Origin of the sequence: Micromonospora sp. NPDC049230 (assembly GCF_040647875.1) — a bacterium.
GTDB lineage: Bacteria > Actinomycetota > Actinomycetes > Mycobacteriales > Micromonosporaceae > Micromonospora.
In genome coordinates, this window is record NZ_JBEZCZ010000012.1 from 106,370 (window position 1) to 127,500 (window position 21,131).

Here is a 21,131-nt window from a genome sequence, read left to right on the forward strand (position 1 = left end):
CCTTCCTCGGCACCGCATCGGGGGCGACGTCCGTGGGGTGGGGTTGGGCACGCCACGTGGGCCGTCGTGGTGCTGGTCCGACAGCGTAGGTTGACCCGCTTGGGCCGACAGGGCTGATCTGGTCGGATCACGGTACCCCGCTGGCGCCGTGTCGATCCGAGCCGGTTGCCTCGTGTGGCGAGGGCGTGCGGCAACCGGGGCGGGCGTGGCCCGGTGCCCATCGCCGCGGCCGGCGCCGCAACCGCAGGCGGCTGTACGGGCTGCTCCGGTGCCGTGATCCTCTCGCTCAAGCTCTTCGGGCTCACGCTGGCCGCTGCCGTCCTGTTCGACGCCTTCCTGGTGCGGATGACGCTCATGCCGGCCGCCATGGCACTGCTCGGCCGGAGGGTGTGGTGGCTGCCGCGCTGGCTGGACCGCGTGCTGCCGAACGCGAACATCGAGGGCGGACACGATGGCCGCGAGACGACGCCGTCCCGGGCGGCCGCGAACCTCCTACCCGCCTCCGGCGAGGGCGGTGCCTGAGGCAGCCAGACCCCCCGGGGTGCGCCTGCGTCCCGGGTCAGGGGCTTCGAGTCCGCCGCGTGCCGGCGAACCACCGAGCCTGCGGGGCCGCCCGGTGGTCGCCGCCGCGGTCAGCTCAACGTGAAGGAGACGTCGTCCACGTCGAAGGCCGTGACGCCGTTGCCGGCCGTCTCGCTGGCGAGGAAGCTCGCCGTCGCGGTGCGCTCGGTCGTCGCCGTCCCGGTCGACATGGCGTACTGCCGCCACTGCGACCCGCCGTCGAAGGCCAGCGAGAACCTCGTCTTCGGGGGTATCCCGGTGACCGCCAGCCCGACGTTCAGGTAGTCACCGCGGCGGGTCTCCGTGGTGAGGGTCCGGACCCAGAAGCGGACCGTCAGCTCGCACCCGGCCGGCACCGTGACGGTGGTGCGCAGCAGGTCGCTACGCGTCACGTCCAGCCCCGCGAAGGCGGCGTACGCCTGACCGGTGTGTGCCGGCCGGGTCGCGTCGCCGAACACGACGACGCGAGGGCCGGCGGTCCAGCCGGTGGTGCCGAGCTCGAAACCCGGGTTGGCGTGGATCTGCCCGGTGCAGGGCGGGTCGGCCGCCTGCCGGTCGGAGGATCCACCGCCCGACGGCAGGAGCAGCAGGACCGCGGCTGAGACGGCGGAGACGAAGGCTTTCATCAACCCTCCCCAAGGTCAATGCATTCAAGGAAGTCGATTCAAGATGACGATGCGTGATGGACGTCGACGCGTCAAGCCCGTCCCAGCGTTGGCGCGGTGCGCGCGGCCGACCGGGGTGCCCCCGTGCTACCGGCGGCGTCGGGCGTCGGCCTCGGTGTCGAGCAGGTCGTTGAGCGTCAGCGCCGAGTTGATCAGCGAGAGGTGGCTGAACGCCTGGGGGTAGTTGCCGATCTGCTCACCGGTCGCGGCGATCTCCTCGGCGTAGAGGCCGAGGTGGTTGCTGAAGGTGAACATCTTCTCGAACGTGAGACGGGCGTCGTCGAGGCGTCCGGAACGGGCCAGCGCCTCGACGTACCAGAAGGTGCACATGTTGAAGGTGCCCTCGTGGCCGGGGAGGCCGTCGGGGGAGTGGACCGGGTCGTACCGGTGGACCAGGCTGTCGGACACCAGTTCGCGCTCGATCGCCTTCAGGGTGGACTGCCACAGTGGGTCGCTCGGCGTGACGAAACCGACCGCCGGCATGGCGAGCAACGCCGCGTCCAGCACGGTCTCGCCGTACGCCTGCACGAAGGTGCCGCGGCCCCGGTCGTACCCGCGGTCCATGACCTGGTTGTAGATGCGGTTGCGTTGCTCGGTCCAGCAGGTCATGTCCCCGGGGCGGCCGGTGCGGGTGGCCAGCCGGATGGCCCGGTCCAACGCGACCCAGGACATCACCCGGCCGAAGGTGTAGTTGCGGGGGTGGTGACGGCTCTCCCAGATGCCGGCGTCGGGCTGGTCCCAGTGCTGGCAGAGCCAGTCGACGAGCCGCACCGTGCTCTTCCACACCTGGTGCGAGACGCGGATGCCCTGCTCGTCGGCGAGGTGCATGGCGTAGAGCGCCTCGCCGTGGATGTCGAGCTGGAGTTGGTCGGCGGCGCCGTTGCCGATCCGCACCGGCCGTGAACCGCGGTAGCCCTCCAGGTGATCGAGCACCTCCTCGTGCAGGTCGGACGAGCCGTCCACCCGGTACATGATCTTCAGCGGATCCTGGAGGTCGCCGGCCTCGCGGATCCGCTCGTCCAGCCAGTCCATGTACCTGCTGACCTCTTCGGTGAAGCCCAGGCCGAGCAGCGCGTGCACCGAGAACGACGTGTCCCGTACCCAGGTGTAGCGGTAGTCCCAGTTGCGGGTGCCGCCCACCAGTTCGGGCAGCGCGGCGGTGGGCGCGGCGATCATCGCGCCGGTCGGCGCGTACGTCATGAGTTTCAGCGTGATGGCGGAGCGCTCGACCATCTCCCGCCAACGGCCGGTGTAGCGCGAGCGTTCGAGCCAGCGCCGCCAGTAGTCCCGAGTCCACTCGAACATGCCCTGGATCTCTTCGGCCGCGATGATGCGCGGCTCGGTGCCGCCCGTCTCCAGGACCACCCCGCCGGTGTCGCCCTCGTTGAGGGTGCCGTACGCGACGAGGTCGTCACCCTCGAAATGGATGTCGCCGTGATCGGAGATCAACCGCCGGGTGGGGTCGACCGGGTTGAATGTCAGCGACGCCGACCGGCCGCGGAAGACGTAGCCGTTGGGGTGGCGCTCCAGGTGGTGGCCCTCGCGGGCGTAGTCGAACCGTGGCCGGCACTCGACCTGGAAGCGCATGCTGCCGCGCACCATGGTGACGATGCGGACCAGGCGGTGCGCGTCGGTGGCCCGCTCACCGGTGACCGGCATGAAGTCCATCACCTCGGCCACACCGTCGGCGCTGATGAACCGGGTGATCAGGATGGGTGTGCCGGGGAGGTAGAGCTGTTTGGTCACGTACCGCACGTCGTGCGGCGCGATACGGAAGTAGCCGCCCTTCTCCTTGTCCAGGAGCGCGGCGAAGATGCTCGGCGAGTCGAAGCGCGGCGCGCAGAACCAGTCGACGGTCCCGTCACACGTCACGAGCGCGGCGGTCTGCAGGTCGCCGATAAGTCCGTGATCTTCGATCGCCGGATAGCTGTCCACGTCTCTCCCCGGTTCGGCGGCGTCCTGCGCATCGAACCTAAGGGGTGAATTGTCGAGTTAGGCGAGATTCACGTTTCAGCCACCCTGTCGCGTGCCCCGATGGGCCCCGACCGTCCGGCGGCTCACCCGACCCGGTCGGCGGAACCGCGCCCTGCTGGCCGGGCAACGGCCGGGCAGCCGCGGTGGCCGCCGCGCAGCGGGAGTTCGCCTGGCGGCCGATGAGGGCCTCACCGTCAGCCTCGGAGCGGCGGATCACTGACCGCCCCGACGGCCGGTGCGCACGGGCGTTCGTCATCGATATTGCTGGATCGGCCGGGGGTGTGCTGGAATGGCTCACATCGCCGCGGCACGGGGGCAACCGTGCTGGCAACCGGCAGCACGGGAGCAGCGCAGTGCCGGCAGCGCGCCACGTCGGCGCACGCGCGCCGCATCGCCGGGCCATCCGCACGACGACGGGCAGGTGCCCGCCGTACGTGCCCCGACCACGCGTTCTGACGACACCGAGACGACCGCCCGCGGGTAGCTGAGGCGTCCACATCGCCATGTCGACGCGCCAGACCCCCGGTGAGCGGCGCTCGCGACGTCCGAGAAATGCTCCGGCCCCGCCGTACGCGGTGCGGGCCCAACGTCATGGAGGATGACCATGCGCCGTTCCCTCGCGGTGATCACCGCCGCCCTGCTCCTCGGCACCACAGCCGGCAGCGTCCCGGCCGCCGCGTCGGGCGCCCCCCAGCACTCGTGCACCCGCGGCCTGCTGTTCTGCGAGGACTTCGAGCGGTTGCCGCCCGGCGGTGCCAGCACGTTGGACTGGGGCGTCGACACGCGCAACGGCACGCTCACCGTCGAGCGTGCCCGGCGCGGCAACCAGGTGCTGCACGTCCACACCGTGGACAACGGGCGTGCCTTCCTGCGCGTCGACGACTTCGCCGCGCCGGGCAACCGCTTCTACGGCCGGATGCGGCTGCGCGTCGATGCCTTCCCCACCGCCCCCGACTGGGCCCACTTCACGCTCGTGGAGGCGACCGGCGCCGGGAGCCCGGAGGTCGTCCGTCCCGTCGGCGGTCAGTACGCGCCCACCGTCCCCGGGATCTTCTGGGGTGTGGGCGCCGACGGTGGCCCGACCGGCGACTGGACCAACTGGCGGGAGTCCGCCCCGGTCACCGAGGACACCTGGCAGTGCTTCGAGTGGAAACTCGACCCCGCGGACAACCGCGTCACCGTGTGGATCGACGGCGTGGCCAACCCGGAGCTGACCGCTTCCACGACCGAGCACGGCGGCAACGACGTGCCCTTCGTCCTGCCGACGGTGAACACCGTGAAGATCGGCTGGCAGCTCTACCAGGGTGGCACGACGCCGGGCGAGTTCGACCTCTGGATCGACGACATCGCCCTCTCCACCAAGAGACTCGGCTGCTGACGGGTCGCGCTGGGGCGTGTTGTGGACGTGTCGATTCCCCCGACACCTTCCGCAACACGCCCCGTCAGTGTCGGGGACCGAGCTGGCTGATCTCGTACCCGTCGGGGTAGCTCCGGGCGGTGATCCCGTCGGCGAACAACGCCGTCGTCCGTGGCGCCCCGAACCAGCGTTGCAGCCGCGAGCGCGTCCGCAACGCCAGGTGCAGGCCAGCCCGGACCGGCCACGCCGGCTCGTCGACCTGCGTGGCGCGCCGCAGCGGGGCGTCGTACATGGCGCTGACCAGCGCGTTTCCCAGCGGTGCGAGCACCCGGGGGATCCGGGTGAGCATCAGCATCCGGGTGGCCCGCTCGATGGCCGCCGCGTCGTCGTTGGGCCGCAGGTGAACCGCGTCGTGCGCGGTGAACCAGGTCTCGAACTCGTCGTACGACCCGGGGATGTCCGTGATGCCCATCCGCCGGCCGAGTTCCCGGTAGAACAGGTACGTGGCCTCCCGCTCGTGGCAGCAGGGCGGGCGCCACCCGTACTCCCGCAACCACCGCGTCGGGATCACGACCAGGCAGCCGAGGACGTAGAGGAAGTCGTCGTTGCCGATGTCGTACGGGCGGTGGATCTGGTTGACACGCCGCAACGCGTCCCGGCCACGAGGATCTTCGAACCCGTTGAGCACCATCTCGTACATCAGCAGGCCGGTGTCGTCGATCCGCTTCTGGGTGCGCTCGGTCAGCTCACCGGTGGCCGTGTGCACGGCGGCGATGGCGGGGATGGAGAAGGACCTGTTGAATGCCAGGTTGAGCCCGAGCTTCATGTCCCACGGGAACTCGTACCGCAGCATGGTCTGGTAGATGTCCAGGTAGTCGCGCTCCGGCAGCAGAGCGCGGGTCCGGCTCAGGTTCGCGTAGCGGCCTCTCATCGGCGGGTGTCTCCAGCGGTGGGGTGCGGGGCGCTCTCGGCGGTGGCGGCCAGTGTCTGCGCCACCACCGGCGAGTGGACGTAGGCGTGGGTGACGAGCGTCAGCCACGCGACCTCGCCAGCGTAGCCACCGTCCGGGCGGTGCAGCTCGTCCGCGGGCTGCGGGGCGGCGGCCACGAGACCTGCGCCATGTCGGCGCAGCGCGCAGGCGAGGTGGGCGGCCTCGACGGCAGCCTGCCGCTCCTCCGTGCCCAGCGCGGCCCGCTCGGCGAACTGCTGCGCCAGCACCGTCACGCCGACGTCCGTGTAGGGGCGGAGCGCCAGGCGGCCGTCGCGGATCTCGGCCACCCGGCGGGTCAACGCGTAGTCGATGTCGCCCAGCGCCGCGAGAGTGCGGCGCAGGGCGGGATCGAGTTCGAGTTCGGGCAGGGCCGCGATGAGGTCGCTCCAGAGCGGTTCGAGCCGTCGGTAGGAGTGGAAGTCCTCCCACCGTCGGCTGATCTTGAGGGTGGGCCCCCACGCCGGCATGGTGAGCCCGATGGTGATGAGCAGCGCGCCGATGGTCACCAGGACCGCGGCGATCTGCCGTTCGCCGGTTGGTTGGTGACCGGCCCAGTAGGCGATGAGATACACGATCTTGTTCGTGCTGTAGAGCAGCGCGAAGGCCGCGCCCACGGCGGTGATGCGAAGGCCACGGCGCAGCCAGGGTCGCCCGCAGATCTTGGCGAAACTCCAGCACAGCCGGGTGATGTCGAAGCAGTAGGCGAAGAAGCCGAGCGACAGGAAGATCAGCAGGTAGGCGGTCACGACGGGGTCGGTCGCGTACTCGACAGTCAGCAGCACCGGGTCGTCGTAGCTCAGGGTGTACGCGAAGAGACCGGCCATGACGACGAAGGCGAACCCGGTGACCCACACCCAGACGCGGGCGCGGGCGGCGGCCTTCGCCGGGGGAAGCGCGAAGTGCAGGAGCATGATCTCGGCGTTCGCCGAGATGGTCAGCGCGCAGCCATGGGAGATGACCTTGGCCAGGTTGGGTAGGCCGGACGCCTGGTCGATCGCGGCCGCGATCGGCGGGATGGCGGCGGTGATCCCCGCGGCGAACGCCCCAAGCCCCAGACAGATCGCACGGCGGGCCTGGCTCGGGTGCCGGCGTTGGAGCCGCACCATGTACGCGACGGCGATCCAGCCGGCCACGGCGCAGACGGTGTAGAGGACGGTATCCATCGCCGCGCTACCAGCGGGGGTGTTCGAGTGAGTGCCGCAGCCGGCCGTACAGCTCGGCGTCCTGGCCGTCCAACGGTTCGTCGTCGTCGCCGAGCCCGCCGCGGAGCCGCCGGAGGAGGAGTGAGCCGATCATCTCGGCCTCGCGTTCCTCGGCGGCGGCGTAGTTGCTGCGGCCGAGGCTGCGTCGGACCAGCTGCGGGTCGAGGTCCGGCAGCAGCAGCCGGGAGGCGTCCGCGTCCAGCACCTCGGTCGCCTCGTGGCCGGCGAGCAGGTGACCCAGCTCGTGGCCGATGATCAGCTGTTGGTGCAGCGGCGAGGTGTCCTGCTCGAAGAAGATGGCGTCGAAGTCGCCGGTGGGCACGCACATCCCGCACACGGTCTGCGCCGGCAGCTTGATCGGCACCAGGTGGATGGGCCGGCCGCGGCGTTCGCCGAGGACGTCGCACAACGTCTGGATGTCGAACGGCTCCGGCACCCTGAGCTCGGCAACGATCCGCTCGCAGCGCTTGCGTAGTCGGTACAGCTTCACGTCGGCGTTCCCCTGCTCGTCGGCGTACTCCCACCGGAGGATGTGCACGGCTATCTGGGCTCGTCGGGCGCGGAGCTTGTCGCACCGGCCTCGGCCACGGCCCGCAGGCGGACCACCATCTGCTCGATGAGCTGGGTGTCGGTCGCGGAGAGTCCGTTGTCGGCGAGGACCTGCCGCAGCGCCACCTGCTTGACGTCCATCCGACGCAGCTCGCTGAGCAGCGTGATCTGGTCCTGTATCCGCCGTGCCGCCGCGTCGTCGACGAAGTAGCCCGAGTTCACACCGAAGGCGGTGGCCAGGGCGCGTACGTGTGAGGTGCGGGGATCGCTTGCCACACCACGGCGCAACTCTCCGATGTAGGCCGCGCTGATCGTGACGCCTGTTTCGGCCGACGCTTGGTTGATCTTGTCGGCAATCTCCCTGTTCGTGTACTTGCGCCCGGGTTCGTCGGAGTCGCCGAGCTCGTCCGGGGTGGGGCGGATCTCGTCGAACAGGTATTCGAGCCTCGCGGCCAGCGTGTCGAGGGGTGGCAACTCCTGCTCCGTGTGCTGATCCACCATGATCCTTCACCCTCCAGCGACCGAAACGACAGTGTCGCAGATGCGTGCCGCAGCGAAACAGACGTTGACACGTGAACGGAACGTGAGCGTATGCTCGCTCCTGTTTGGAGCAACGGGCGTTGAGCCGAAATCCAATCTGCTCAACACCTGTTGTGCGGCGGATGGGGTCGAGGTCCGGCCACCCAAACCGAAGGTGCCGTGGGAGGGGTCAGCTCCGCAGGGAGCACAACGGGGGGACTCCTCCTGCCGCATCGGTTGACGTGCTGGTGCGGGGCCGGGTGACCACCACCTCGACGGCGGCGGATTCTGCCGTCGCGGCGGGACGGGCTGGCCGCGCAGCCCTCGCGGTGGTGCGGGCTAAGCGCCGAGGAACGGGAACGCCCGGCGCACCTCCGTCAGGAACTCGGCTCGCTGAGCGGCGTAGGTGGCGACCCCGGCCCAGAGCGCTTCCAGCGCGGCCTGTAGCGGATCCGACTCACCAGCGGCCAAGAGCGCCGGCAGTGCCATCGCGACCGGATTCACCGGGGCGTCGAGAGACGTGTGGAGCGCCTCGGCCGGGCTCCGACCTCCCCGGCGCAGCGACACGATGGAGAACGTGACGGCCGGCTCGCCCAGGACCCGTGTCCACAGCGCCGTCGGGTCGGCGAATTCGGCGGGTAGCGGCTCGCCCCGATCCAGCGCCGTCCACGCCGGCCTCATCCAGTCGAGGTCCGCGACGCCGGCGACGGTGAGCGCGTGCCGCGCCGCCCAGATCGCGATCTGCCGCTGGCCTGTGGCATCAGCCGCTGCCACGGCGTCGACCAGGTCCCGGTCGAGCAGGACGATGCCCTGGATGTTGCCCTGAACCCGCCGGAGCCGCTCACTCGGCAGGCGTCCGCCCCAGCGCCGTAACTCATCCCGCATGCGGTACTCCTCGGCGCGGCGTTCCCGCTCCAACCGCATGCGCAGCTCGGCCTCGACCTGCTCCCACAGGGTGGGCGGGGGCGGCAGCGCGCGGGCCCACGCGTGCCAGTAGGCGGCGGCGCCGCTGGTCTCGCGCAGGACCACGTCGGAGCGCGCCCCGCCGGCATCCGGGTCGCCGGCCGTATCGCCCTCCGGCCACAGGCACAGCAGGTAGCGGTCCGGCCGCCGGTCCAGGTAGGTGTCGTCATCCTCGTCGAGCTCGTCCGGGTCGAGCCCGCCGAACGGGTCTCTTCCCTCGTCCATGCCAGTGGCGCAGTACCGGACGCGGTAGACCGGCAGCCGGCCACTGTCCTGCCCCTCGGGGATCAGCGGCAGCCGGGCGAGTGACCCGTCCCCCCACGGCACCAGGTCGAGGACCCCGGCCCTCAGCGGCAACGACGCCTCCACCACCTCCTCCCACACCTCCGCCGCCGGCGGCGGCTCACCGTCGTGCAGTTCGATCGTGAACCGGACGCGCCCGGTGTGGGTGCCGGTCATGAGGAACAGCGCGCCCGGCTGACCGGCACCGCAGAGACCGTTCACCTGCCCGGCGAACGCCCTGTCCATGTCCGGCAGCTCACTGGTGCACACGTAGATCTGCCCGTAGGCGACAGGTGCCTCGCCGTCAAAGAGAACGCGCATCGGCCGATCCTGTCATCGCCAGGCGGCCGCCCGCTGTCCGTACGTCCCGAGGGAAACCGTCTTCGGTGGACAGCCGCCGGGTCTCGGTTCGCCGGGCGCGGTGGAGGTGGGAACGGCAGGATCACCATCCTTGGCCCCCCGTCCACCCACAATGGAGCGACATGGTTCGTAGACGTGCGGCAACGGCTCTGGCCTCACTCGCCCTGGCGACCGGCACCCTCCTGGCCGTCGGGGCCACACCTGCCGCAGCGGCCGGTAGCTGCTCCCAGTGGTGGGACGAGAACACCTACGGGGTCACCTGTCGCGGATACGCCAGCGGCACGCAGGTGCGCGCGACCGCCCGGTGTGCCAACGAGACTGTCGCCACCGGCGACTGGAAGAACGCCGTAACGGGAGGTTGGTCGTACGCCTACTGCGACAACAGAGGCGGCCGACACTCCAGCGACAGCATGGCTCCCAGCTTCCGCTAGCACCCGGCCTGACCACGAAGGCCGCTGCGCGGCGCTCGTCCGTCGGCGGAGAAGGTCGAGCCGGCTGATTCCCCGCTTCTGCGGGGGACACGGCTCGGCCATGACCGGCGTGCCCCGCTCGGCCGGCGGGGCCTAGGCGCTGCGGGCGGGTGGTGAGGTCAGGAACGGCGGCTGGCCCTGACGACCACGTCGTGGATCGAGGCTTCCTGGCCGCCGTGCCCCGGCACGGTCCGGTGCGACTCCCGAGCGGTCACGACCTCCCAGACGCGCGGGTCGAGGCGTGCGGTGATGTCGGCGGCTGTCACCGAGGCCGAGGCGGGCGGTTCGGTCTCGCCGTGCCGATGTCCGGCGCTGGCGGCATGAGCCTCGTGGTGGAGGTGGCCGACGATGAGCAGGGTGCCCGTCGGGGCGACCCAGGACGCGATGCGGTCGTAGAAGTCCAGCTGCGGCATCGCGGGATGCGCGTAGTGGGTGGTGACCAGCTCGTACCGTGCGTCCGGCTGCCACGTGGCCAGGTCCGCCCGTACCCACCGCACCCGGTCGGCGACGCCGCTGGCGGCGGCGCGCTCGGCCGCGCGGGCGAGCGCCGCGGGGGCGATGTCCGCGGCGGTGACCTGCCAGCCGCCGGTGGCGAGCCAGATGGCCTCGGCTCCGGCGCCGCAGCCGGCGTCGAGGGCCGTCGCGGGTGTCAGGTCGGCGACCTCCCGCACCAGGTGCGGGTTGGGTGGGCTGGCGGCCATGGCTGCGGCACGATCGCCGTCCCAGATCTGGTCCCAGTAATCCTTGTCGAACGAGTGCGTCATCGCGCGTCTCCGTTGGTGGTGGGGGCGGGGCCAACGCGGCCACAGCCGCTCAACAGTGACCACTGGCGGACGTGTCCGCAAAAGCTTTTGCCGAATGGCAAAATGCGGGCATGGACACCTCACCGGAGCGCACCCTCGACGCCGTCGGGCCGCGCCTCAAGCACCTGCGGCAGCGCCGCCACATCACCCTGACCGACCTCGCCGCGGCGACCGGCATCTCCACCAGCACCCTCTCCCGGCTCGAGGCCGGCCTCCGGCGTCCCACCCTGGAACAGTTGTTGCCCCTGGCCCGCTTCTACGGCGTCACCCTCGACGAACTCGTCGACGCGCCCCCGACCGGCGACCCCCGCGTCAACATGCGCCCGCTGCCCACCAGCGACGGCTCCACGGTCCTGCCCCTGACCCGCCGCCCCGGAGGCATCCAGGCCTACAAGTTCGTCCTCCCGACCGGGCGCGACGACGCCCAACCCGACCTTCGCACCCACCAGGGCTACGACTGGGCCTTCGTCCTCAACGGCCGGCTCCGGCTCGTGCTCGGCGAGCACGACCTCATCCTCGAACCGGGCGAGGTCGCCGAGTTCGACACCCGCACCCCGCACTGGTTCGGGGCGACCAGCTCGGGGCCGGTGGAGTTCCTCAGCCTCGTCGGCAAGCAGGGTGAACGCGCGCACATCCGCGCCGCCCCCCAGCGCCACGAATCCCGTTAGAGACGCGTACGCAGGCGGGCGACGGCCTGGCGGCGCGTGAGGTCGACGACGACAAGCCGCCCGTTCTCCTCCCACACGGTCAGCGTGTCGGCGTGGCGTCGCATGCCGATCGCGCCGACGGTGGGCGGAAACACCACACGCAGGTCGCCGTCGGCGATGTCCACTGTGGTGTCGGTGGAACGGTCGATGCGTATGCCCCCACCGGCCAGCAGGGTCGGCTTGGCCTCCACCGTCCGGGCCGGCGCATCGCGCCCCTTCACCTGGTAGGTGTCGGTGTGCTCGTCGTGGCTGGTGGTCATCAACGCCGATGAGGCGAGCAGCGCGACGCTGGCGAGGCCGTCGAGGTCGACAGGTCGGCGCACCCGCAGCATGAGCGTGGGCAGGTCCCAGCGCCACACCTCGCTGTGGTCCGCGTCGAAGCCCGGTTGGCCGGTGATCCGCACCAGTGCGGCGAGGCTGGTCGGGCTCCGGGCGATGTCGAGCACCGCGATGGTGGGGTCCAGTTCCCGCCACGTGATGCGGGGAACATCGGCGGTCAGGTCGACGAAGGCGATCCCGTCGTCGTCGACAACGGTGAGCAACGCGCCGTCGTAGCTGGGCAGCACGAGGTGCGCCGTGATGGCGACGGGCGGTCGCAGCCGGCGGGTGCTCAGGTCCAGGCCGCGTACTTCGCGGGAGGGGCCGCGCCGCGCGACGATCAGGACGTTGGCACCGTGATCGGCGACGACAAGCTGGTGTGCGGGTACGTCCCACCTGGCGCGGGTCCGGCCATCCAGGCCGAGCAGGCGTACCCCGAACTCGCCGTGCGCGGTCAGGATGGTGCGCCCGGAGAGCAGGACCGCGTCGTGGATCGGCAGTTGACCGGCGTCGTCGGCCGCCGTGATGTCGATCCGGTTGCCCGGGGCGGGCATCCTGCTCGTGGGCAGTGGTGGCAGGTCGGCGGCGGCCAGCCGGTCGGCCCGGTCCCGCAGCCGACCGGCGATCCGCCTGCGTTCGCCGGCATCCACGCCGGGGTCGGCTGCCGCGGCGCGAACCAGGAGACGCAGCGCGGCGGTGCAGAGTCGGCGGTCCCCCGCCCTGTCGGCGCAGGGCAGCTCGGCCAGCGCTGCCACGAAGCCGCGTTGGGCCGGCGCCAACTCCTGGTCCTGACCGTCGAGCAACGCGATCGCGGTGCTCACGCTCGTGGTGGTCGGGCGCCAGGTGACCAGGTGCGCGAACAGGTGCCCCGCGGTGTGGCCGCCGAGAGCCATCCCGGCCTGGATGTTCGTCACCGCGAGCGGGCGCAGCTCGTCGTCGGGCCAGGCCGCCTCGACGGCGCCGAGATGATCGTCGGCGGCCTGCCGGGCGCGTACCCACTCGGCGCGCAACTGCCGGGCCGCCGCGACGTCGACGCGGGCAAGGCGCTCGACGGCCGCCGCGAATGCGCCACGGGTCCGCGCCACCCGCACCGCGCGGTCGCGGTCGCCGGCCCGCCACCACAGCCGCACCACCAGGTCCGGATCGAGTTCCCGTCCCTCGGCGAGCGTCGCGGCGAGCCGGTACGCACGGTGTCGCTCCAGCAGTGCGACCGCCTCGATCGGCAGGTCGAGCAGGTCCGCGAGGACGAACGCGGATTCCTCGACCCGGCCGGCACCGTCGAGGTCCGTGGCCGCCTGCCGGTAGAGCGTCCGCAGGTGCTGCTCGGCCCCGACGTCGAACGGGACCCCCGGTCCGCCCGGCGGGCGCGGGTGCGGCACCAGGTCGCCGGTGCGTGGCCGGGGGAGCCGAAGTGTGGGGCGCCCGCCGGAGCCACCCACCGCGATCGCCGCCCGCAGGGCCTCGTCCCAGTCCCGACGCTCGAACGCGGCGGTGAGCCGCCGCACGTAGCGGTGCTGCGCGTCGCGGGCCAGCCAGGCGGTGCGGCTGGCCAGCACGAGCCGGGCGAGCAGCGCACTCCACCGTCCACCCGACGAGGCGCCGCGACCGCTCGGCGGCACGTCGACGTCCGCCGACGTCGCGGTGCCCCTGGCGATCAACCGGGAGATGCCCCAGAGCAGGCCCGCGCCGGCACCGACGACGAGCATCGGGTGCGCCGCCGCGACGAGCGCGGCGAGGCCGTACACGAGGATGGCCGCGCCGATCGCGACGGTCTTCGCGATGACGGAGTCGGGGAGCTTGCGCCACCGGCGCGATCGGGTGGCCGCGGACAGCAACCGGCGGGTCCGTCGCGGTGGTGACGCGACACCGGCCACCGCACGCAGGTCGGGTGCCGGTGGGGGTGGCTGCCAGGGCGCCGGTGTCGCCGCCGCGACGACCGGGCGGTCCAGTGCCGCGAGCGGCTCGATCCGCAGGGCGGTCAGGTCGATCCACGAACTCCTGTCGACGAGGGTCAGGGCCGCCCGGCGGAGCCGGGTCGTCGTGCCCCCGCGCGGGATCAGCACGTCCCCGGCCTCGGCGTCCCCGACGGGCGTGCCGTGCGGGTGCAGGACGCCGCCGGTGTCGACGAGAACGAGACCGGGTGCCAACTCCGCGCGTACCGGGACCGGCTGGTCGACCGCCAACAGCCACGCCCCGCCGGGCAGATCGAACAGCGTGGCGCCCGGCCGCCAGGCCTCGACGACCCGCCGACGCGCCTCGACCTCCCCGAGCAGGGATACGTCGATCAGCAGGGCGCGGGCCGGCAGTTGGCCACGGAACGCGCTCACCCGGTGCTCCGGACCGTGCGCAGCACCTGGTTCGTGGTGAGGTCGGCGATCTTGATCAGCCCGTCCGGCCGTGGCACGGCCAGCCACGGCTGGCTCGGATGCAGTGCCGGAGCGCCCACTCCACCCGACCAGCGGGTGAGTGTCCGGGTACCGGCCGGCGAGACCAGGCGGACGATGAGTCCGCTGCTCGACAGGGTCACCAACTGGGGGCCGTCGATGTCGGCAAGGCCGACGACAGTCGTACCCCTCTCGATTGTCACGTCGCCGACCGGACCGGACGCGTCGTGGATGCGCCACGTGGCGTCCCCCACCGACCAGGCCGTCCTCGAACCGGCACCGAGGACCACGCGGGCAGTGGTGGGGATCCGCACCGCGACGGGCAGGCCGGTGGCCCGGATGTCGGTGCCGCCCCGCCAGGCCAGCCGGGGGTCGTCCAGCTGCCGGCCGGGGGCGACCGCCACATAGGCCGACAACGCGCGGCCGGTGGACAGGTTCCACCAGACGCCACCGAACGCGCACAGCAGGTCGCCGCCGAGAAAGTAGAGCGGCGACAGCGGTCCCTGCGCTGCCGCCTCGACGTCGGCGACGGACCGGCCGATGGTGGCCAGCGGCACCGCGACGTCCTGCGTGCCGCCCAGCGCCTTACCGATCACGACCAGCCGCAACGTCTCCTCGACGCAGCTCAGGACGACGAGCCGCCGACCCAACCAGGAGGCGGCCAGTGCCGGGCCGGGCAGGTGATGCCGTCGCGGGCGCCCGGTCGGCACCCGGACCGAGACGACCTGGGCCGGGCCGTCGCCACGGGTGAGCAGGTACGGCGCGGTGCTCGGGAACGTCGGTGTCCGCAACGGCCCCACGGCGTCGCCGACGGGGGCGGAACGGAACGCGGTGCCACGCAGGACGCGCAGCGCGACGTCGCCGGGCGGTAGTGGGAGATCGAGGTGCCGGTCGCCGACGACGGCCCGGGCGGTTGTCGCTCCGTCGACACCCCACTCCTGCTCGTGGCTCACCAGCACCCGGCGCCGGTCGGTCAGCTCGCTGGCGAGTCGCGGTCCGGTCAGCACCCAGGCCTGGTCGGCGGCGTCCAGCCGCTCGGTCCACTCCCGGACGGTCGACGGCTCCGGGTCGGCGGCTCGGCGGGCCAGCAGCCAGCCGGCGAGCTGTTTGGCCAGGTCACCGTCGCGCCAACTGCCTGGCCGTTCACCAAGCACGCCGAGGACCAACGACCGCCCGTGGCTGGCGGCCCGCCGATGCAGCACGACGAGCGCGGCGAGCTGCACCAGCCGGGCGGCGCCCAACTGCCCCGGGCCGGTGTCGACGAGGACGACCACCCGCCCGCGCGTCGCGGCGGATCGGGAGGCCGACGCCAGGTACAGCAGTTCCCCGCCGGCGGCGCGGCGGACGAACTCGTCCGGTAGCTCCCGCAACAGCTGCACCTGCGACGGGAGTAGCCGCTCGATGGTGCCGCGCGGCGCCAGCCCGTCGTAGCCGTCCGGATGGCCGTCGGCCGCCCCCGCGCCCTCCGCCCCGGAGAACAACTCGTCGATCCGTCGGACCAGCGGACCCATGGCGAGCGCGACGTCGCTGGTCAGCGCGGACAGCGCCGGCGCCCAGGGAGTCAGCGACGCCGGGAGGCTCCGGTGGTCGGTCATCAGGAGGCCAACCGTGCGGGATCGAGCGGCTCCCGCGGCAGCGGACCGGCCAGGACCAGCCCGGGCAGCAGGGCGATCAGCCCGGCCGGTTGGTCGGTGTGGTGGCGTAGCGGCTCACGCAACAGGTCGGCGCAGGGCCAGGGCTCGGCGAGCGTCGGCACCAGCACCCCACCGTCCCACCCGAGGTAGACCGCTCCGTCGGCCCACGGCAGATCCGCCGGGTCACCGAGCACGATCAACCAGCTCTGCTCCCGGCCCGCGCAGGCGCGCAGTTGGGCCCCGGCCGTCACCCGGAGCAGCGTGTCCGCGCGCAACTCGGCCACCACGGCGGCGGAGGCGGCGACGGCGGCAGCGGGGAGCGGCGCGTCGCGCCGACGCCACCGCAGGGGCAACGGAGGTACGCTCACCGCTGGATCGCGGCGACCAGGAGGCCGCGCGTGTCCCGTAGCGCCTGCGGCGCGTCGGCCAGGACGAACCCCGCGTCGATCTCCCGCAGCGTCGCCTCGATGCGCAGCCGGTCGTCGTGCGTCAGCGGCCCGGTGCCCACCTCGTCGAGCAGGCGACTGCCGGCGTCGACAAGTCGAGCAGCGCGGGCCCGCTCGCCCCGGGCGAACTCCTCGGCGGCGTACACCAGACTGCCGTTTCGTCCCCGCGCCAGCAGGTCGGACAGCACCTCCCGGGCCGACGCCTGGGTGTGCGGGGTCGGCGCGATCAGCGGCAGCACCCAGAGGTCGTCGGCGGTGGCCGTGGTGCGTCCGTCCATGGCCGCCGCGGCGGCCACCAGGCGCTGCGACCGCACCACCCGGCGGTCACTGAGCGGTACGCCCGCCTGGCGCAGCTGACGGATCGCGGCGGCCAGCGGGCCGCGCACACCCTGGAGGTCACAGCCGTCCGCCGCCCGGGACAGCCGATCCAGTGTCGGCAGCAGCGAACCGGCCCGCTCGGACGGTCGGGAACTTGCCGCCCACCCCACCTCCAACAGCTCGTCGAGTCGCGCGTCCGGGACCGGGTTGACGAACACGTGGGCCAGGAACCGGTCCGCGAACGCGGCGAGAGCCGGATCGTCGGGCAGGCTGTTGGCGGCACCGACGCAGACCCGCAGGGGGCACGTCACGAGCGTCGACCCGCGCCGGAACACCCGCTCGTTCAGGATGCCCAGCAGGGTGTTGAGGACCGCCGTGGAGCCGAGGAAGACCTCGTCGAGGAACGCCACCTCCGCCTCGGGCAGCATGCCCGCGGTCTCGAACTCCACGAACCCCTCGCGCAGTCGGCGCAGGTCGACCGGGCCGAAGATCTCACTCGGCTCGGTGAACCGTCCGAGCAGGTATTCGAAGTAGCGGCCGCCGAACTGGTCGGCGGTGCGCCGGACGGCCTCCGACTTGGCGGTGCCCGGCGCGCCGATGACGAGCACGTGCTCGCCGGCGACGGCGCACAGCGCCACCACCTCGGCGACCACCTCCCGGTCGACGAGACCGGTTCGTGCCCGCGCGATGGCCTCCCGCACGACGACGGCGTCCGTCGACAGGGGAGCCGGCTGGGTGGAGATCGTCTGCACCGGCGAAGTCTACGGAAACAGCACGTCCACGGCGCACCAGATACGGTGCCGGCCGCGCCGTGGACGTGCCGCGCCGCGAACTCGGGTGTCACGCGTCGCGACGTCGGAACGTCAGCGCGGCCAGCGTCAGGGCGCCGAGTGTCCACACGATAGTGGCGGCGGCGCCGCGCGACGGGTCGAGGGCTGCGGTGTCCGGCAGCCAGGCGGCGCTGGCGTCGGACCCGGCCCGCAGCAGCGGGCCGGCGACGAAGTACAGCCCGAGCAGCAGGATCGCGGCGGACAGGGCGCGGCGGACGATGGTGCCGACCGCCGCCGCCAGCAGTGTGGTGAGCGTCAGGTACGCGGTCGCGGCGGGCGTCCAGGCCGCCCCGTCGGCCGGCAGGGTGCTGGTGGCCGCCGTCGCGGCGGCCACCGGGAACGTCAGCGCGGCCAGCGCGAGGGCCTTCGCGCCCAGCAGGGGCAGACGGCGGGGCATCGCGAGCAGCGTGGTCCGGACCTGGTCGCCCTCGTCGTACTCGGACGTGGCCGCCAGCACGCCGAGCACCAGGAAACCGGCCTGGGTATAGCCGAGCGGGGCCAGGGCGGCGTTGTCGCCGACCGGCTCACCGCGGGACTCGGCGGACGCGTGCGCGTACGTCAGCAGGAGGTTGGCGGCCCAGGTCAGCAGCACGGTCCGGCGCAGCGACGGCAGGGTCAGCAGTTTGCGCAGTTCGGCGCGGGCCGTGTTCACGCGTCGCGCCGCTGGAAAAGGACGGCGCCGACCGCGAGCAACACGACGATCCAGGCCGTCATCACCAGCCCGGCGGTCACCGGGGCGACCTTGACGGGGAAGTCCCCGCCGCGGATGAACATCTGCGCTCCGACGATGTCCGGCAGGTAGGAGGCGAGGTCGGTGACCTTCGTCAGCAGGTACGACACGGACACCACGGAGCTGTTGATGATCAGCAGGGTCAGCGGCACGATGCCGTTGCGGGTGATCAGCGTGATCGCGTACGCGAGGAGCGCGGTGAGCGTCCAGTAGAGGATCGCGGCGGCGACTCGCGCCGGAGCGGGTGCCGCCGCGTTGTCGCCGTGCAGCACCCGGGTGAGGGTGAGCGTGGCGGCAGTGGTGACCGCTGCCTGTGCCGCGACGACAAGCACCAGCGCGGTGGTCTTCGCCGCGAGCAGACGCAGCCGGTTGGGCACCGCGGCGAGCGTGGCGGTGAGCTGGCGGGCGCCGGGGGCATCCCGGCCGGTGGACGTGTACTCGCTGCTCACCACGATGACGCCGAGGACCATCGGACCGATCAGGCCGATGCCCAGATCGCGCAGGCCCAAATCGGACGTGTCGCCGAAGGATCCGTCGGCGATCGCGCGGCGGGTGTACGGCGCGTTCAGCAGGACGATCACCGGTGCGATGAGCGTGCCCAGCACCAGACCCACCCAGGCGGTGGGCAGGCCGAGCAGTTTGCGGAGTTCGGCGCGGACCAGGTTCACCACGGGCCACCCGCCTCGGTGGCGGTCAACGCGAAGAAGGCGTCCTCCAGGGTGGGGTGGCCACCGGTGACGTCGGCGAGTCTGCCCTGGGTCACGATCCGGCCCCGGTCGATGATGACGACGTCGTCGGCGATCTCGGCCAGTTCGCCCATGAGATGGCTGGAGAGCAGGACCGTGCGGCCCTGTGTGGCGCTGTCGCGCAGGAATCCGCGCATCCAGCGGATCCCGGCCGGGTCGAGGCCGTTGACCGGCTCGTCCAGGACCAGCACCTCGGGGTCGCCGAGCAGTGCGGTGGCGAGCCCGAGCCGTCGGCTCATGCCGAGGGAGAAGCGGCCGGCGCGCTTGCGCGCGTCGCCGGTCAGGCCCACGGCCTCAAGGACCTCGTCGGCGCGGGAGTCCGGCAGTCCGTTGCTGGCGGCCACCCAGCGCAGGTGGGCACGGGCCGTGCGGGCCCGGTGCGCGCCGCTGCCGTCGAGCAGGGCGCCGACAGTCGTCAGCGGGCGGTCCAGTTTCCGGTACGGGTGTCCACAGATCGACGTGGTGCCGCTCTGCGGGCTGTCCAGGCCGAGCAGGATCCGAAGCGTGGAGGTCTTGCCGGCCCCGTTCGGTCCGAGGAAGCCGGTGACCCGACCAGGCCGGGCCTCGAAGGTGACGCCGTGCAGGATCCGCGTCCCGCTCCTGGTCTTGCTGACGCGATCGATTGTGATCATGAGTCGAGTCAACAGGTGAGCGGGCCCGCACACATCGGACCGTTCTCGGATCCGTGCGGCCCTGTCGATCCACGGACCGTCAGACCCTGGTCTGAGAACTACAGTCGGGGTGGTGAACGCCCACCCGCGCCCCTCCGGACGGTCCAGGACCGTGCCGGTGGTCGCCGTGGTGATCAGCGTGCTGGTGATGGCCATGTGCACCGTCGGCACGCAGGGCCCGCTCGCCGTCATCCTGCCGTCGCTGATCGTCGGCGGCGCTGTCACCGCCGCGCTGTGGGCGGTGCGGCGGACCCGCGCCGACCGCGCCGCCTACGAGTCGCGGCTGACGGCGTGGGCCGCGTCCGAGGCGGTCCTCGCCGAACGGTTGCGCATCGCCCGCGACCTGCACGACATCGTCTCGCACGGCCTGGGTCTGATCACGGTCCGCGCGGCGGCCACCCGGCACCTACCCAAGCCGGCCGAGGTGCAGGTGGCGCTCACCGACATCGAGGACGCGAGCCGGCACGCCACCGCCGAGCTACGCCGCATGCTCACCGTCCTGCGGGAGCCGGCCGCCGCCGGCCGCCGTGCGCCGGTGGACAGCCTCGACGACCTGCCCGACATCGTGCACGGGGCGTCGCTGGCCGGGATTCGGGCACGGCTGACTGTCGAACCGCTCGGCCCGGTGTCGCAGGGCGTGCAGGTCGCCGTCTGCAAGACCGTGCGGGAGGCGCTCAGCAACGCCGCGCGGCACGCGGGGCCGACGGACGTGCGGGTATCGGTGTACCGGGACGGGACCCACGTGGTGGTCACTGTGGCGGACACCGGCCCGTCGGTCGACGGTTGGCGGGCGTCGCCGGGTGCCGGACACGGGCTGGCCGGGCTACGGGAGCGGGTCGGCAGCCTCGGCGGCACCCTGTCGGCGGAGCGGGTCGGCGCGGGCTTCCGCCTCAGCGCGCGAATCCGGGACGAGGCGGCGTGAGCGACATCCGGGTGCTGCTGGTGGACGACCAGGCGCTGCTGCGACAGAGCCTCGCCATGATCATCAACAACGAGCCGGACCTGACCGTCGTCGGCGAGGCCGGTGACGGCGCGCGGGCCGTGGCGTACGCCCGTACCACCCGCCCCGACGTCGTCCTGATGGACGTCCGGATGCCGCACCTGGACGGCCTCCAGGCCACCCGGCGCATCTGTGCCGACCCCGCCCTGTCCACCGCCCGCGTCCTGGTCCTGAGCATGTTCGAGCTCGACGAGTACGTCTACGAGGCGTTGCACGCGGGAGCGTCCGGGTTCCTGCTCAAGGACGCCCGCCCCGACGAGCTGATCGAGGCGATCCGCCGTACCCACAGTGGCGAGTCGCTGTTCGCGCCGTCGATCCTCACCCGGCTCGTCGCGCACTACGTCACGGCGCCCCGACCGGATCGGCCGACTCCGGCACTGCGGCGGCTGACCGGCCGTGAGGTGGAGGTGCTGACACTGATCGGCGGCGGCCTGTCGAACGACGAGATCGCCACCGCGCTGGTCATCTCGGTGAAGACGGTGAAGACGCACATCACGCACCTGATGGCGAAGTTGGCCGTACGAGATCGGGCGCAGCTCGTGATCGCGGCGTTCGACGCCGGCCTGGTGCGGCCACGGCGCTGAACCGCGGGCCCGGGGCGAGCGGCGCCGAACCTGACGGCGGTCCGCGCCGCTCGCCCCGACCTCGACG

The 21,131-nt window shown here is 72.3% G+C and carries 21 protein-coding genes; 6 read left to right on the top strand and 15 right to left on the bottom strand.

Going from position 1 to position 21,131, the window contains the following annotated elements; genetic code table 11:
• The first annotated feature begins 213 nt into the window (after window positions 1-213).
• Window positions 214-522, top strand: a complete 309-nt coding sequence (locus tag AB0A95_RS13565; protein WP_357555981.1) for an MMPL family transporter — start codon at window positions 214-216, stop codon at window positions 520-522.
• A gap of 110 nt (window positions 523-632) precedes the next feature.
• Here the strand turns inward: AB0A95_RS13565 and AB0A95_RS13570 are convergent, their stop codons facing one another.
• Window positions 633-1,187, bottom strand: coding sequence for a hypothetical protein (locus AB0A95_RS13570; RefSeq protein ID WP_357555982.1), 555 nt, complete (start codon window positions 1,185-1,187; stop codon window positions 633-635).
• Window positions 1,188-1,313: 126 nt separating this feature from the next.
• Entirely contained in the window at window positions 1,314-3,161 is a 1,848-nt protein-coding gene (locus AB0A95_RS13575) for a glycoside hydrolase family 15 protein (protein WP_357555983.1), read from the bottom strand.
• 643 nt (window positions 3,162-3,804) lie between these two features.
• Here AB0A95_RS13575 and AB0A95_RS13580 point away from each other — a divergent pair.
• A complete protein-coding gene (locus AB0A95_RS13580; RefSeq protein ID WP_357555984.1) occupies window positions 3,805-4,578 on the top strand; it encodes a hypothetical protein in 774 nt (257 codons plus the stop codon).
• Between the two features lie 64 nt (window positions 4,579-4,642).
• Here the strand turns inward: AB0A95_RS13580 and AB0A95_RS13585 are convergent, their stop codons facing one another.
• From AB0A95_RS13585 to AB0A95_RS13605, 5 genes are all read right to left on the bottom strand, one after another.
• Window positions 4,643-5,488 carry an oxygenase MpaB family protein gene (locus AB0A95_RS13585; protein ID WP_357555985.1) on the bottom strand — a complete coding sequence of 282 codons (846 nt, stop codon included), beginning with the start codon at window positions 5,486-5,488 and terminating at the stop codon, window positions 4,643-4,645.
• A complete protein-coding gene (locus tag AB0A95_RS13590) occupies window positions 5,485-6,711 on the bottom strand; it encodes an MAB_1171c family putative transporter (protein ID WP_357555986.1) in 1,227 nt (408 codons plus the stop codon). The genes AB0A95_RS13585 and AB0A95_RS13590 overlap by 4 nt, the downstream gene beginning before the upstream one ends.
• 7 nt (window positions 6,712-6,718) lie before the next feature.
• Window positions 6,719-7,288 carry a hypothetical protein gene (locus tag AB0A95_RS13595; RefSeq protein ID WP_357555987.1) on the bottom strand — a complete coding sequence of 190 codons (570 nt, stop codon included), beginning with the start codon at window positions 7,286-7,288 and terminating at the stop codon, window positions 6,719-6,721.
• A gap of 2 nt (window positions 7,289-7,290) precedes the next feature.
• Window positions 7,291-7,800 carry a hypothetical protein gene (locus AB0A95_RS13600; protein WP_357555988.1) on the bottom strand — a complete coding sequence of 170 codons (510 nt, stop codon included), beginning with the start codon at window positions 7,798-7,800 and terminating at the stop codon, window positions 7,291-7,293.
• Window positions 7,801-8,157: 357 nt separating this feature from the next.
• On the bottom strand, window positions 8,158-9,384 hold the full coding sequence (locus tag AB0A95_RS13605) for a hypothetical protein (RefSeq protein ID WP_357555989.1): 1,227 nt from the start codon (window positions 9,382-9,384) through the stop codon (window positions 8,158-8,160).
• Between the two features lie 161 nt (window positions 9,385-9,545).
• Between AB0A95_RS13605 and AB0A95_RS13610 the strand changes: the two genes are divergently transcribed.
• Window positions 9,546-9,854, top strand: a complete 309-nt coding sequence (locus tag AB0A95_RS13610; RefSeq protein ID WP_357555990.1) for a hypothetical protein — start codon at window positions 9,546-9,548, stop codon at window positions 9,852-9,854.
• 158 nt (window positions 9,855-10,012) lie between these two features.
• Here AB0A95_RS13610 and AB0A95_RS13615 read toward each other — a convergent pair whose 3' ends face one another.
• Window positions 10,013-10,657 carry a methyltransferase domain-containing protein gene (locus tag AB0A95_RS13615; RefSeq protein ID WP_357555991.1) on the bottom strand — a complete coding sequence of 215 codons (645 nt, stop codon included), beginning with the start codon at window positions 10,655-10,657 and terminating at the stop codon, window positions 10,013-10,015.
• A 110-nt stretch (window positions 10,658-10,767) separates the two neighbouring features.
• On the opposite strand from AB0A95_RS13615, the gene AB0A95_RS13620 reads away from it, so the two are divergent.
• On the top strand, window positions 10,768-11,364 hold the full coding sequence (locus AB0A95_RS13620) for an XRE family transcriptional regulator (RefSeq protein ID WP_357555992.1): 597 nt from the start codon (window positions 10,768-10,770) through the stop codon (window positions 11,362-11,364).
• On the opposite strand, the gene AB0A95_RS13625 is transcribed toward AB0A95_RS13620, so the two are convergent.
• The 7 genes from AB0A95_RS13625 to AB0A95_RS13655 all read right to left on the bottom strand — a co-directional run bounded on the left by AB0A95_RS13625 (window position 11,361) and on the right by AB0A95_RS13655 (window position 19,441).
• The gene (locus tag AB0A95_RS13625) at window positions 11,361-14,048 is read right to left on the bottom strand and encodes a bpX6 domain-containing protein (protein ID WP_357555993.1); all 2,688 of its coding nucleotides are present in this window, start codon (window positions 14,046-14,048) and stop codon (window positions 11,361-11,363) included. The two genes, AB0A95_RS13620 and AB0A95_RS13625, sit on opposite strands and share 4 nt — an antisense overlap.
• The gene (locus tag AB0A95_RS13630; protein ID WP_357555994.1) at window positions 14,045-15,700 is read right to left on the bottom strand and encodes a hypothetical protein; all 1,656 of its coding nucleotides are present in this window, start codon (window positions 15,698-15,700) and stop codon (window positions 14,045-14,047) included. The genes AB0A95_RS13625 and AB0A95_RS13630 overlap by 4 nt, the downstream gene beginning before the upstream one ends.
• Window positions 15,700-16,107 (bottom strand): hypothetical protein, encoded by a 408-nt coding sequence (locus tag AB0A95_RS13635; protein WP_357555995.1) that lies wholly within the window; start codon window positions 16,105-16,107, stop codon window positions 15,700-15,702. Before AB0A95_RS13635 ends, AB0A95_RS13630 begins: the two co-directional genes overlap by 1 nt.
• A complete protein-coding gene (locus AB0A95_RS13640) occupies window positions 16,104-17,255 on the bottom strand; it encodes an AAA family ATPase (protein ID WP_357555996.1) in 1,152 nt (383 codons plus the stop codon). The genes AB0A95_RS13635 and AB0A95_RS13640 overlap by 4 nt, the downstream gene beginning before the upstream one ends.
• A gap of 88 nt (window positions 17,256-17,343) precedes the next feature.
• Window positions 17,344-17,985, bottom strand: a complete 642-nt coding sequence (locus AB0A95_RS13645) for a hypothetical protein (RefSeq protein WP_357555997.1) — start codon at window positions 17,983-17,985, stop codon at window positions 17,344-17,346.
• Complete coding sequence (locus AB0A95_RS13650; protein ID WP_357555998.1) at window positions 17,982-18,731, bottom strand: hypothetical protein; 750 nt, start codon at window positions 18,729-18,731, stop codon at window positions 17,982-17,984. The genes AB0A95_RS13645 and AB0A95_RS13650 overlap by 4 nt, the downstream gene beginning before the upstream one ends.
• Complete coding sequence (locus AB0A95_RS13655) at window positions 18,728-19,441, bottom strand: ATP-binding cassette domain-containing protein (RefSeq protein ID WP_357555999.1); 714 nt, start codon at window positions 19,439-19,441, stop codon at window positions 18,728-18,730. The genes AB0A95_RS13650 and AB0A95_RS13655 overlap by 4 nt, the downstream gene beginning before the upstream one ends.
• 112 nt (window positions 19,442-19,553) lie before the next feature.
• On the opposite strand from AB0A95_RS13655, the gene AB0A95_RS13660 reads away from it, so the two are divergent.
• The gene (locus AB0A95_RS13660; RefSeq protein ID WP_357556000.1) at window positions 19,554-20,402 is read left to right on the top strand and encodes a histidine kinase; all 849 of its coding nucleotides are present in this window, start codon (window positions 19,554-19,556) and stop codon (window positions 20,400-20,402) included.
• A gap of 56 nt (window positions 20,403-20,458) precedes the next feature.
• The gene (locus tag AB0A95_RS13665; protein WP_357556033.1) at window positions 20,459-21,064 is read left to right on the top strand and encodes a response regulator transcription factor; all 606 of its coding nucleotides are present in this window, start codon (window positions 20,459-20,461) and stop codon (window positions 21,062-21,064) included.
• The last annotated feature ends 67 nt before the right edge of the window (window positions 21,065-21,131 follow it).